Annotated in this window: 14 protein-coding genes and 1 pseudogene; 8 read left to right on the forward strand and 7 right to left on the reverse strand. The window is 47.1% G+C overall.

Annotated features, from left to right (window positions below):
- The first annotated feature begins 71 nt into the window (after positions 1 to 71).
- Entirely contained in the window at positions 72 to 176 is a 105-nt protein-coding gene (locus CRO08_RS17635; protein WP_369684803.1) for an HNH endonuclease, read from the forward strand.
- Between the two features lie 41 nt (positions 177 to 217).
- On the opposite strand, the gene CRO08_RS11400 is transcribed toward CRO08_RS17635, so the two are convergent.
- The 5 genes and pseudogenes from CRO08_RS11400 to CRO08_RS11420 all read right to left on the reverse strand — a co-directional run.
- Positions 218 to 1,012 (reverse strand): hypothetical protein, encoded by a 795-nt coding sequence (locus CRO08_RS11400; protein WP_097036290.1) that lies wholly within the window; start codon positions 1,010 to 1,012, stop codon positions 218 to 220.
- A gap of 328 nt (positions 1,013 to 1,340) precedes the next feature.
- Complete coding sequence (locus CRO08_RS11410; RefSeq protein ID WP_176495013.1) at positions 1,341 to 2,189, reverse strand: IS3 family transposase; 849 nt, start codon at positions 2,187 to 2,189, stop codon at positions 1,341 to 1,343.
- 17 nt (positions 2,190 to 2,206) lie between these two features.
- The gene (locus CRO08_RS11415; protein ID WP_097034692.1) at positions 2,207 to 2,536 is read right to left on the reverse strand and encodes a transposase; all 330 of its coding nucleotides are present in this window, start codon (positions 2,534 to 2,536) and stop codon (positions 2,207 to 2,209) included.
- Between the two features lie 44 nt (positions 2,537 to 2,580).
- Positions 2,581 to 4,677, reverse strand: coding sequence for a hypothetical protein (locus CRO08_RS16755; protein ID WP_141398346.1), 2,097 nt, complete (start codon positions 4,675 to 4,677; stop codon positions 2,581 to 2,583).
- Between the two features lie 308 nt (positions 4,678 to 4,985).
- A pseudogene (locus tag CRO08_RS11420) lies at positions 4,986 to 5,801 on the reverse strand (acyl-CoA dehydrogenase family protein); the annotation flags it as partial.
- 73 nt (positions 5,802 to 5,874) lie between these two features.
- On the opposite strand from CRO08_RS11420, the gene CRO08_RS11425 reads away from it, so the two are divergent.
- The 7 genes from CRO08_RS11425 to CRO08_RS11455 all read left to right on the forward strand — a co-directional run bounded on the left by CRO08_RS11425 (position 5,875) and on the right by CRO08_RS11455 (position 10,463).
- Entirely contained in the window at positions 5,875 to 6,204 is a 330-nt protein-coding gene (locus CRO08_RS11425) for a transposase (RefSeq protein WP_097034692.1), read from the forward strand.
- Positions 6,205 to 6,221: 17 nt separating this feature from the next.
- Positions 6,222 to 7,070, forward strand: coding sequence for an IS3 family transposase (locus CRO08_RS11430; protein ID WP_176495013.1), 849 nt, complete (start codon positions 6,222 to 6,224; stop codon positions 7,068 to 7,070).
- Between the two features lie 115 nt (positions 7,071 to 7,185).
- A complete protein-coding gene (locus CRO08_RS11435; protein WP_097034691.1) occupies positions 7,186 to 8,004 on the forward strand; it encodes an IS3 family transposase in 819 nt (272 codons plus the stop codon).
- A 121-nt stretch (positions 8,005 to 8,125) separates the two neighbouring features.
- Positions 8,126 to 8,650 (forward strand): InlB B-repeat-containing protein, encoded by a 525-nt coding sequence (locus CRO08_RS16760; protein ID WP_141398347.1) that lies wholly within the window; start codon positions 8,126 to 8,128, stop codon positions 8,648 to 8,650.
- A 55-nt stretch (positions 8,651 to 8,705) separates the two neighbouring features.
- Positions 8,706 to 9,035 (forward strand): transposase, encoded by a 330-nt coding sequence (locus CRO08_RS11445; RefSeq protein ID WP_097034692.1) that lies wholly within the window; start codon positions 8,706 to 8,708, stop codon positions 9,033 to 9,035.
- Positions 9,036 to 9,052: 17 nt separating this feature from the next.
- A complete protein-coding gene (locus tag CRO08_RS11450) occupies positions 9,053 to 9,901 on the forward strand; it encodes an IS3 family transposase (RefSeq protein ID WP_176495013.1) in 849 nt (282 codons plus the stop codon).
- Between the two features lie 145 nt (positions 9,902 to 10,046).
- Positions 10,047 to 10,463, forward strand: a complete 417-nt coding sequence (locus tag CRO08_RS11455) for a hypothetical protein (RefSeq protein ID WP_097036293.1) — start codon at positions 10,047 to 10,049, stop codon at positions 10,461 to 10,463.
- A 52-nt stretch (positions 10,464 to 10,515) separates the two neighbouring features.
- On the opposite strand, the gene CRO08_RS11460 is transcribed toward CRO08_RS11455, so the two are convergent.
- Entirely contained in the window at positions 10,516 to 11,244 is a 729-nt protein-coding gene (locus CRO08_RS11460) for a hypothetical protein (protein WP_141398348.1), read from the reverse strand.
- A 128-nt stretch (positions 11,245 to 11,372) separates the two neighbouring features.
- Positions 11,373 to 12,644 carry an IS256 family transposase gene (locus CRO08_RS11465; RefSeq protein ID WP_097034567.1) on the reverse strand — a complete coding sequence of 424 codons (1,272 nt, stop codon included), beginning with the start codon at positions 12,642 to 12,644 and terminating at the stop codon, positions 11,373 to 11,375.
- Positions 12,645 to 12,676: the final 32 nt, after the last annotated feature.

The raw sequence follows: 12,676 nt of genomic DNA on the forward strand, positions 1-12,676 counted from the left end.
AACTTTCCAACTGCCCTTACTATGTCATATCCGACAATGCGAACAAGAATAAAATTTGGAAACTTGCTGAAATGGATGCCGACCACGTGACTGCTTGGAGTAAGGGCGGTGCCACCGAACGTTCCAACTGCGAAATGCTTTGCAAGTCGCATAATCGGGCCAAAGGGAATAGATGAAAAATCCAATTTTTCAAAATGGGTGGATTTGCCAAAAACTCTTATTGGCAATTTCCAATTAGTTTAATGTAAAAATAAAAGTCTTTTTTTGTTGATGCTGAATCAATTTGTATTTCCGCTTGAGTTCTCACCTTTAATGTGTAGGTTGAATCTATTATCATTGGAAAATGTGGCGCTTTTGCAAAATCGTATAGCAGGTATTCATCGCATTCTTTATACAACAGGGAATCTATTTTTATTTGACCTTTGGGGTAAAGGTCTATGAATGATGTCAATTTTTCATTGTATTTTTTACACTTACAAAATGTTTCTGTTTCGCTAGAAAAAATATATTTAGGAAGATAGTCCAAATCCTTTATTTTGTACAGTCTTTTTGATTGGTTGTCAAAACAGTATTCTGCAATAGTTAGAGTGTCCCTACATTCTCCTTTAATGGTAAATTTGAAACTATTCTCAACAGGAGCTGCGGAAGGTTCCTTGTAAAATAATCTTTTGCCCTTTAATGTCTTCCCATAATAGCCTTTTAACTTTTCCTTTGCATTTTTCAAATGAAAATTGAAATTTTCAATATTTGGTCCATCAAGTATAACGCAACCGCCCGTAAAGCTGTCTGAAAAATCTTGCGGAACGTTAAATAAATGTTCGAAACGAGAATATTTATTGTTTTTTAGACTATCACTCTGAACAATTATTTCATCATATTGATTTCCGTGAACAATTTGATGAAGGCTATATTCATCAGGATTTTTCGCAATATATGCACAAAATTCTAATGACTTTGCAAGAGAAAAAGAAGAAAGCAAAACAATGACGACAAGGGATGTTACTCTAAACATAAGTGTTGAATCTTTATTTATTGTTTAGATATTTGTTGCAAATACTTTTTAAGTTATCGTAATTCTTTACTAACTCCGCGTTTATGTCTATGCGCGAGTTGCAGGTGTTGTTTTTATCCTCATCGTCCCAATCGTTTTGCCTTTGATAAAGTTCGGCTAACAAATCGCGAACATCGAACCCCCATAATCTATCAAAAGCACTAACGCAAGTATTGTATGCGGATTGGATTTGTAGTTTTTTTAATAGTGGGTTCATGAACGACCATATTCATTACCGGTTAAGTTAAAATATATCCTTTTTTCTTGTTAAGTGGTATACCCTTGTGGTCTAGGCAGCCTGTTTTGACAGCCTATATTCCACCGGTGTCATGTAACCGAGCGAACTATGGAGCCGTTTCCGGTTGTAGAACAGCTCGATGTACCTGAAAACGGCCTCCCGCACGTCTTCGATGTCCTTGAAGTCACGCCTGTAGGCCATCTCCTTCTTGAAGCTAGCGAAGAAGCTTTCCATGCAGGCGTTGTCGTAGGGGCAGCCCGGTGCGCTCATCGAGGGCGTTATCCCGTTCTCCGAGAGCATCGTGCGGTAACCCATGCTACTGTACTGCACGCCGCGGTCGGAATGGAAGATTAGTCCGTCGTGATGGCCGCGTTGCATGATGGCATTGGACAACGCGCGCTTGACAAGTTCCGTGTCGATGTTCTTGCTCACGGCATAACCCACCGCCTCCTTGTTGCATAGGTCAAGTACCACGGCAAGGTACACCCAGCCAAGCGTAGTCTTGACGTAGGTGATGTCGCCGGCCCAGACGGCGTTCAGACTGTCGGGATCGAACTTCCGCTGCACCAGGTTCTCGCTGTACATGGAGTCACATTTGCCCTTGCGGTAGGGTTTCCATTTCTTGAGCGTGACCGGATAGAGACCGTTCTCGCGCATGATGCGGCGCAGTTTCCACACCTTTACCTCGTCACCCTTGTCATGGAGTGCCGCCTGCATCTTCGGGCAACCGTACACGCGGTGGTTTTCTTCGAAGGTGTCGCGGACCTTCTGGACAAGCCGTTCTTCGCGGGCCTTCTTCTCGGCACGTTTTTCCTGCTGGCGCGACCACTGGTAGTAGGAACACTGCGGTATTCCTAGGGCTCTGCACATCTTCCTGACTGAGTATTTCTTGCGGTTCACGTGTATCGCCTCGCATTTCAGTCGTGTGGTCGCATAAAGATGTGCAGGGATTTTTTTAGGATCTCTACCGTCTCCTTCTCGTCCGCAAGCTCCTTTTCACGCTTCTTCAGGAGTTTTTCCAGTTCCCTGTTCTTGGCGGCGAGTTCCTCGACGGACACCTTGCGGATTCGCCGTTCCTCGCGGTAGCTCGGCAGGTTGTGTTCCTTGCGGTACTCGTTTACCCACCGACCGACTGTATTGGGCCCGATTCCGAGTTCCTTGGCTATTTGGTTTGCTGACTTTTCGCCTTTCAGGACCAGCTTGATGACCTGTTCCCTTGTCTCGGAGCTATAGTTGATTTTTGCCATTGTTTTACCTTTTGGGGGTTGCGCAATGAATATAGTAGCTTATGCTACCCTCTTATTAAACTCCTGCATGGTCCAGATTCAGATGTTGTTGTTGAAATTGTTTGATTCCATGATTTGTTGTATTTGCTGTCGGACCATATTTCTTTATGGCGTTTTTCGTGCGCTATCAAATTAGCGTCATTACCTTCATAGTGAAGTTTACCTACAGATATTCGCAGAGAACCGTTTATAATAAATGATTTTATTACACCTTCTTGCTTATTTTCTTTTAGACATATGTTCATTATTGGTTTGCCTTCAACATATCCACTAAGAACTGTTGATTTAGCCAACATCCGCATAGATTGGTAACGCATCTTTGTAGAAATTTTTTTATAAACAATGTGATCTAAATTTAAATTAATGCTGTATTTCAAATTTCGTCCAAGAACATCGTAGTGCGAATTTGAAGAAGAAATTTGTTCGTAGCCATAGTCTACATCGGCAGAACTGTTGTAAGGCATAAAGTCATATTCAGATCTTTTTAGAAGTGCAGTTCTGTTTTCTGAAAGGTCTATTTCATAACAAACCTCAGAAGTTTTCTCTTCAAACGGGTCATCGCAATCCACTTCTTCGTACCACGAGCCAATATTGTGTGTTCCGAAGTTTTCGCCAGTCCAAAGCCAGTCGTAGGAGCAATTGACATAGCTGTTCTCGGATTTACATCTGTAGCATTTCCCATTGTGTGCTATGCATGCTTGTTCTGGATTATAAGGGGTGGTCTCCATCGGGAAGCCGGGGCACTGCCCAATTCTATTGTTGTCTTTTCTTTCGCCGCTTATGCAATCAATTTCTGTGAAGAAATATTTATCTGGAGTATAAGGGTATATCCACATCCACTCTTCGTCGCATTCATCTGCACGACGTGCGGCATTGCATCTATAGCATTTGCCGTTGCTTTCAAAGCATGTGTTTTTGGGATCGCTGGGAATGTAACCGAACGGGAGAGACTGACACAGGCCAAATTCACTTGAAGAACTTGATTCCTCTGAAGATGAGGAACTTGCGTAACTTGACGAACTATAATAGGGATCTTCGCCTGGTTCGCATGTTCCGACCACACACCACCCACGATCAGAAAGAGTCGTATCGTATTTCGAAATTCCCATAGAAAGAACGCAATTGTCTATTGAATCCTGTAACGCAATTTCGACTTCACTTGCGTAGCCAAAACAGTCTTCATCGTGTGGAAACCATTCCCCACGGCAATATTCGTTCATTTTGCCAATAGAAGGGAAGCGTGGATTCGCCTTCAAAAATGCATCTTCGAGATCGTAAGTGGTGATATTTTGAGGTAGAGGACGATTCATCCAGAAAAAGAGATATCTTTCATTGTCTGTTGTGACAACATAAAGCGGTTGCGATCCGTCATTTATTTCAAAAACACCATTGTTGCTGAAATTTTTAACACCCCAGGTATAATCCGTTTTCCAATATTGGTCGGAGTAGTATATTTCGATAGAAGAACCGCTATAATCGCACATACCATTATTAATGCCAGGACACCAATACGCATCGCGTAAACCACAGAGAGGAACATCTATAGGTTTATAACCAATAGGAACACCAAAATTTGAATAATTGCATTTAAAGGATCCGTCTTGATTGCATGAACATTTGGACACCTTGATGTTATCCGCATTTTTCATATAGGGTAGAACGGAATACAGACCACGGTGTACCGTTGGTACGTTTTTGACGCCCTCGTAGTATACGGAGTCTATGTAGCAGACTCCTCCCGTATAGATATATTCGCTAGAGGAACTGTTGACAATAGATGATGAGCTGGAACTGTAATTGATTGTGTCAATGGAGGCGCTGCTGTAATGAATGTCGCAAGCACCTTCAATACAAAAACAATTTTCGGACATTTTCTTCATTGAAAATGAGTCTTCGCCGTTTTTTTCTTTGCATTCCTTATGGAGCTGATTAATTGAATTTTCTGCCGATGTTTGTGTTGTATGACATGGACATGAAAAACTCGATGAACTAGTTGTGCTTTGCATTCCTGATGAACTAGTCGATGTAGAAGAATTTGTCTGTGCAATCGCGAAAGATGAAATTGCTAGTAGCGTGCAGATTGCCAATATTGCTTTTCTCATTTGTAATCCTGCCTGTTTTTTTATGCTATGTAAGAAAAATATAATTTAATAATTTGTCTGTCAACAGCATGGTTGTGCAAAAAAATGTTTTCGAAATGCTTCCTAAACAAAAAAAGCCTCTGGACTTATTATCCAGAGACCTTCAATTTTTATGGATTGCTTCAGGGCTTCGCCCCTCGCAATGACGTGCTAGGTTATACAGCGCGAGTGCTTGCACTCGCATTGGATAACCGACGCAGTCATGCACGAAGTGCAATGACGTGGCAGTGGCTATTCCTAACCACTAGCCACTAACCACTGTTTACTAATTACGCCTTCCTATAGCTTTCCATCGCTTCCACGCTCAAGCTCTTCACGAAGTTGTAGTGCTTGGCGACTTCGGCTTCGGCGAGGTTCAGGTACACCTTCATGCTCTTTTCGAACAGTTCGGGTGCCTTGGTGGCGTCGCGGAGCATGAGCTGGCTCATCACGCAGTTGGCTGCGAGTTCGTACAAGTGACGGCTGCAGAGGTCGGTGAACTCGTTGTTGTTCGCGGCCTTCACGACTTCGATGGCTTCGTTGAACTTCGCGTTCATGGCCTTAGCGCGGGCCTTGAGGCTCTCGTATTCGGCGGCCACTTCGCCCGCTTCCAGTTCCTCGAGCATCTGGCTGTAGGTGCCGGTGTTGATGTGCGGGAGGGCGGCAACGGTCTGCAACTGCGTCGTGCCTTCGTAAATGGAGGTGATGCGTGCGTCGCGGTAGAGGCGCTGGCAGGCGTATTCGAGCATGTAGCCCGAACCGCCGTGAACCTGGATGCTGTCGTAGCTGTTGATGTTCGCGTATTCGGAGTTCATGCCCTTGGCAAGCGGAGTGCATGCGGAAGCGAGCTTCTGGTATTTCTTGAGTTCAGCCTTTTCTTCGTCGGTGAGCTTGCGGTCACGTTCGATGTCTTCGAGACCCTTGTAGATGTCCACGTAGCTGGCGGTCAGGTACAACAGGGCGCGGCCTGCGTCGAGGCGAGCCTTGATGTGGGAAATCATCTCGTACACGGCCGGGAAGTTCACGATAGCCTGACCGAACTGCTTACGGTCCTTGGCGTAGGCGAGAGCTTCGTTGTAGGCCATCTGGCTGATGCCCACGGACTGGACCATGCAGGAGTTTAATAAGAGGGTAGCATAAGCTACTATATTCATTGCGCAACCCCCAAAAGGTAAAACAATGGCAAAAATCAACTATAGCTCCGAGACAAGGGAACAGGTCATCAAGCTGGTCCTGAAAGGCGAAAAGTCAGCAAACCAAATAGCCAAGGAACTCGGAATCGGGCCCAATACAGTCGGTCGGTGGGTAAACGAGTACCGCAAGGAACACAACCTGCCGAGCTACCGCGAGGAACGGCGAATCCGCAAGGTGTCCGTCGAGGAACTCGCCGCCAAGAACAGGGAACTGGAAAAACTCCTGAAGAAGCGTGAAAAGGAGCTTGCGGACGAGAAGGAGACGGTAGAGATCCTAAAAAAATCCCTGCACATCTTTATGCGACCACACGACTGAAATGCGAGGCGATACACGTGAACCGCAAGAAATACTCAGTCAGGAAGATGTGCAGAGCCCTAGGAATACCGCAGTGTTCCTACTACCAGTGGTCGCGCCAGCAGGAAAAACGTGCCGAGAAGAAGGCCCGCGAAGAACGGCTTGTCCAGAAGGTCCGCGACACCTTCGAAGAAAACCACCGCGTGTACGGTTGCCCGAAGATGCAGGCGGCACTCCATGACAAGGGTGACGAGGTAAAGGTGTGGAAACTGCGCCGCATCATGCGCGAGAACGGTCTCTATCCGGTCACGCTCAAGAAATGGAAACCCTACCGCAAGGGCAAATGTGACTCCATGTACAGCGAGAACCTGGTGCAGCGGAAGTTCGATCCCGACAGTCTGAACGCCGTCTGGGCCGGCGACATCACCTACGTCAAGACTACGCTTGGCTGGGTGTACCTTGCCGTGGTACTTGACCTATGCAACAAGGAGGCGGTGGGTTATGCCGTGAGCAAGAACATCGACACGGAACTTGTCAAGCGCGCGTTGTCCAATGCCATCATGCAACGCGGCCATCACGACGGACTAATCTTCCATTCCGACCGTGGCGTGCAGTACAGCAGCATGGGCTACCGCACGATGCTCTCGGAGAATGGGATAACGCCCTCGATGAGCGCCCCGGGCTGCCCCTACGACAACGCCTGCATGGAAAGCTTCTTCGCAAGCTTCAAGAAGGAGATGGCCTACAGGCGAGACTTCAAGGACATCGAAGACGTGCGGGAGGCCGTTTTCAGGTACATCGAGCTGTTCTACAACCGGAAACGGCTCCATAGTTCGCTCGGTTACATGACACCGGTGGAATATAGGCTGTCAAAACAGGCTGCCTAGACCACAAGGGTATACCACTTAACAAGAAAAAAGGATATATTTTAACTTAACCGGTAATGAATATGGTTGTTCATGAACCCACTATTAAAAAAACTACAAATCCACAGTCAGGAAGATGTGCAGAGCCCTAGGAATACCGCAGTGTTCCTACTACCAGTGGTCGCGCCAGCAGGAAAAACGTGCCGAGAAGAAGGCCCGCGAAGAACGGCTTGTCCAGAAGGTCCGCGACACCTTCGAAGAAAACCACCGCGTGTACGGTTGCCCGAAGATGCAGGCGGCACTCCATGACAAGGGTGACGAGGTAAAGGTGTGGAAACTGCGCCGCATCATGCGCGAGAACGGTCTCTATCCGGTCACGCTCAAGAAATGGAAACCCTACCGCAAGGGCAAATGTGACTCCATGTACAGCGAGAACCTGGTGCAGCGGAAGTTCGATCCCGACAGTCTGAACGCCGTCTGGGCCGGCGACATCACCTACGTCAAGACTACGCTTGGCTGGGTGTACCTTGCCGTGGTACTTGACCTATGCAACAAGGAGGCGGTGGGTTATGCCGTGAGCAAGAACATCGACACGGAACTTGTCAAGCGCGCGTTGTCCAATGCCATCATGCAACGCGGCCATCACGACGGACTAATCTTCCATTCCGACCGTGGCGTGCAGTACAGCAGCATGGGCTACCGCACGATGCTCTCGGAGAATGGGATAACGCCCTCGATGAGCGCCCCGGGCTGCCCCTACGACAACGCCTGCATGGAAAGCTTCTTCGCAAGCTTCAAGAAGGAGATGGCCTACAGGCGAGACTTCAAGGACATCGAAGACGTGCGGGAGGCCGTTTTCAGGTACATCGAGCTGTTCTACAACCGGAAACGGCTCCATAGTTCGCTCGGTTACATGACACCGGTGGAATATAGGCTGTCAAAACAGGCTGCCTAGACCACAAGGGTATACCACTTAACAAGAAAAAAGGATATATTTTAACTTAACCGGTAATGAATATGGTTGTTCATGAACCCACTATTAAAAAAACTACAAATCCACTCAATTTGATGGAGAATTGCCAAAGAAAGAATCTGCTCAATATGTATATACTTTCAAAGGCTGGTCACCTGAAATTGTAAAGGTTGCTGGCAACGCTTCTTATAAAGCAGTTTATGATAGCACAATCCGCAAATACACCATTAGTTTCTATAGCGAAGATAGTCTTTTGCAATCTTCTGAAATTGAATATGGTGAAACGCCGGTTTTGAAGACGGCATCTAATCCTAAAAAAGCCATGAGTGCTGGTTATACATATTCGTTCAGTGGCTGGTCTCCCAAAATAGTTCCCGTAACTGAAAATGCACAGTATGTTGCAGTATTTGACAGCACAATACGTAGTTATACTATATCATTTATGAATGGCGAAACAGTTTTGAAAACAGTGACTGTTAAATATGGGAATATTCCGGAATATACAGGAACAAAACCGAATAAAGGGAATACGCAAAAATACAAGTATGAGTTTTCGGGGTGGTCTCCAGAAATTTCGGCCGTGGAGGGGAATGCTCAATACCAAGCTGTGGACCATGCAGGAGTTTAATAAGAGGGTAGCATAAGCTACTATATTCATTGCGCAACCCCCAAAAGGTAAAACAATGGCAAAAATCAACTATAGCTCCGAGACAAGGGAACAGGTCATCAAGCTGGTCCTGAAAGGCGAAAAGTCAGCAAACCAAATAGCCAAGGAACTCGGAATCGGGCCCAATACAGTCGGTCGGTGGGTAAACGAGTACCGCAAGGAACACAACCTGCCGAGCTACCGCGAGGAACGGCGAATCCGCAAGGTGTCCGTCGAGGAACTCGCCGCCAAGAACAGGGAACTGGAAAAACTCCTGAAGAAGCGTGAAAAGGAGCTTGCGGACGAGAAGGAGACGGTAGAGATCCTAAAAAAATCCCTGCACATCTTTATGCGACCACACGACTGAAATGCGAGGCGATACACGTGAACCGCAAGAAATACTCAGTCAGGAAGATGTGCAGAGCCCTAGGAATACCGCAGTGTTCCTACTACCAGTGGTCGCGCCAGCAGGAAAAACGTGCCGAGAAGAAGGCCCGCGAAGAACGGCTTGTCCAGAAGGTCCGCGACACCTTCGAAGAAAACCACCGCGTGTACGGTTGCCCGAAGATGCAGGCGGCACTCCATGACAAGGGTGACGAGGTAAAGGTGTGGAAACTGCGCCGCATCATGCGCGAGAACGGTCTCTATCCGGTCACGCTCAAGAAATGGAAACCCTACCGCAAGGGCAAATGTGACTCCATGTACAGCGAGAACCTGGTGCAGCGGAAGTTCGATCCCGACAGTCTGAACGCCGTCTGGGCCGGCGACATCACCTACGTCAAGACTACGCTTGGCTGGGTGTACCTTGCCGTGGTACTTGACCTATGCAACAAGGAGGCGGTGGGTTATGCCGTGAGCAAGAACATCGACACGGAACTTGTCAAGCGCGCGTTGTCCAATGCCATCATGCAACGCGGCCATCACGACGGACTAATCTTCCATTCCGACCGCGGCGTGCAGTACAGTAGCATGGGTTACCGCACGATGCTCTCGGAGAACGGGATAACGCCCTCGATGAGCGCACCGGGCTGCCCCTACGACAACGCCTGCATGGAAAGCTTCTTCGCTAGCTTCAAGAAGGAGATGGCCTACAGGCGTGACTTCAAGGACATCGAAGACGTGCGGGAGGCCGTTTTCAGGTACATCGAGCTGTTCTACAACCGGAAACGGCTCCATAGTTCGCTCGGTTACATGACACCGGTGGAATATAGGCTGTCAAAACAGGCTGCCTAGACCACAAGGGTATACCACTTAACAAGAAAAAAGGATATATTTTAACTTAACCGGTAATGAATATGGTCGTTCATGAACCCACTATTAAAAAAACTACAAATCCACTGTTTTTGATAGTGTTGCAAGATACTACGTTGTTCTTTTTATGAATGGGAAGGACACTTTGCAAAGAGATTCTTTGATGTATGGTGAAACGCCTAAATACAAAGGAAGTGAGCCAACAAAGAAATCTTCGTCTAACTTTAGTTATAAATTTAAAGGATGGACTCCTGAAATTACGAGTGTTACGAGCAGAACAACATATCAGGCTGTATTCGATAGCACTGTGATAACTGGGATTGCAGATGTGCACTTTACTCAGGGCGTGTCTGTAGTTGCCTTAAATCGTAACATTCTAATTTCCGCGGCACCGGTTGGCTCTGCTTATGCAATCTTTGATATGCAGGGAAAATTGTTGAAGAAGGGGCGTGTGAGTTCTGCTAATCACAATATCGAAATGTCTCGTGTGGGAAACTATTTGATTCGTGTTGGGAATCTTACGCAACTAATAATGGTAAAATAAAGAAAAAACGGGTGGCAGTTCACTGCTGCCCGATTTTTTGTAATGGAAAAATTTAACCGAAATTTAAAGTGCAATCGGAGTAGCTTGAGTCCTTAAAAGTGATTTGTTTTACATCTTCAGGTTTTTTCAGCATTTGCGTTATGACTTCGATTATATAGTGCCCAAATAATACCTCATAGCGTTTGTCGTAAAGAACTGCGAAATGTTTTTGCATTTCATCATCGCTAAATTGGAATTTCTTTTGCTTGTTGGCTAATGCTAAATAAAATACAATGGAGAAGACTTCTCTGTAATTTCGATTATTCCATGAATATTGTAGTAATTCGATGTTATCTAGTAACTCCTTCATTTTATTTAGGAATAGATGTTTCTCTTTAAAATCAAATGCAAGGCCGTTTATGAATAAACTTTCAAAGCCTGAAAGAAGGTTTATGGGGTTGTTTCTTTTTGTGCTGTTAGACACCCAATGATTTATAATTGTCCATGAATCATTATGGATGTTGTTTGCATTTGCGTGTTTGATGTATCCTTGACTAAAAGCCTCGTTTTGATTCGATGAATGAAAAGATATAAAAGGAAGATAATCCTTTAAAATTTTTTGATCCTTTGCGACGCTCCATCCAAATAGATAAATGAAAGATGGTGAGCTGTGTAAACGTGATTTGCGAACGAATGATTGAAATACATCATTGTGCTTTATTGTAAATTCTATGAATATATTTGTGTAATCGGGGATGTCTTCAAATGAAAATTGCTGTTTTTGTTTGAATTTGCAATCCAAATTGTCTATTAGAGACATCAGTAATCTGAACAGTGGATATAAATTTTGTTCTTGCATTAAATGAGGTATTATTTCTGCGAATTTGTCCCTTTTTTAGTTGAAAATCCAGGTCTCCAACTGGTGTAAATCTAGGCTATTAGCGCTTCATTGTCAAGTAATTTCATGCTCTTTTCCCGAAGTTTTTCGACAAGTTCGGGGATTTCCGCATAGCCGTCCAACCGTCTCCAGTTCTTTTCGCGGTGGAGGACCTCAGCGGCCATCCAGCGTTTGAACATTCCAATGTCCCTGTAGCGCTTCACGTTCTTCTCGATGGCGTCGAGACCGTTGAAGGTGGACTCGATTATGTTGGTCGTTATGAGCGACTTGCGCAGGAGCGCGGGGATGCCCAGCCGGTGGACCGTAAGCAGCCTCTCGCCGCCCTCGGAAAGCGATTTGGCGGCACTCGTGTTTATGCCTTCGAGCCACTCGTGGACCTTGAGAAGTTCCCTTCTCGCGTCCTCGTAGCCCACCATCCCGATGGCGTTGTTGTAGCGCCTGTCGAACTCGGCCCGGTACATCTCGGGCAGATGGGACTCGACGTTGCGCCTCTTGTGGATCACGCAGCGCTGGTGCTTGAGGTCCTTGCCGAAGCGGTCCTTGAGGGCGCGGTTGAGGCCCGTCCCGCCGTCGGTCACGAAGATGATGTCGGGGTGCAGGGCGAGGCCCCTGCTCTCCATGTCGGAAAGGAACGAACGGCACATTTCGGTGTTTTCCGAACTGCCCTGCCAGAGGCCAAGCACGCGCTTGTAGCCTTCCGCGTCAACGCCTATGGCGGCCATCACGACCTCGCCGCAGCGATGCATTGCGTCCATGAAGACGGCAACCGCCTCGAAGTCCTCCAGCCTGCGCTCGTTCAGTTCCTTCAGTTTCCTTGTGCATGCGGCAACGACCTTGCGCGACACCGACGACTTGCTTACGCCGAACGCCTCCCCGGCAGTCGAGAACACATCCTCGTAACGCCTCCCGGACAGGCCTGAGAGGCATGCGTGCAGCAGGTGCTCGGAGAACGCGTCGGGGTCTTTCAGACGGGCGTAGATACGCGATTTGACCTCGCCGTTTTCGTCCCTGAGCCTGGGTACGCGCACCTTCGCCTTGCCACCCGCGATGTACACGGAACCACCCTGGCTGGACCACTTCTTGAAGCCCTTCCTGGGGTGGTATGCTGCACCGCCGAGCTGTTCCCTTTCGGCCAGGAGTATCGCCTCCACGAGCCTTGCGCCCATCTCCCTCGACAGCGCGTCAAGGCAGCTTTTCCCCTGTTCGGCAAGGTCGGCCAGAACCACCCCGACACTGGTCGAAATGTCGATTTCTTCGCGGCGGACGATTGACAGTTTGGGGGTTCTTTTTGTACTTTTCATCATGGTGGTTATCCTCTTGCTTGGTGTTTTTTTGC

Origin of the sequence: Fibrobacter sp. UWT3, assembly GCF_900230125.1 — a bacterium.
Classification (GTDB): domain Bacteria; phylum Fibrobacterota; class Fibrobacteria; order Fibrobacterales; family Fibrobacteraceae; genus Fibrobacter.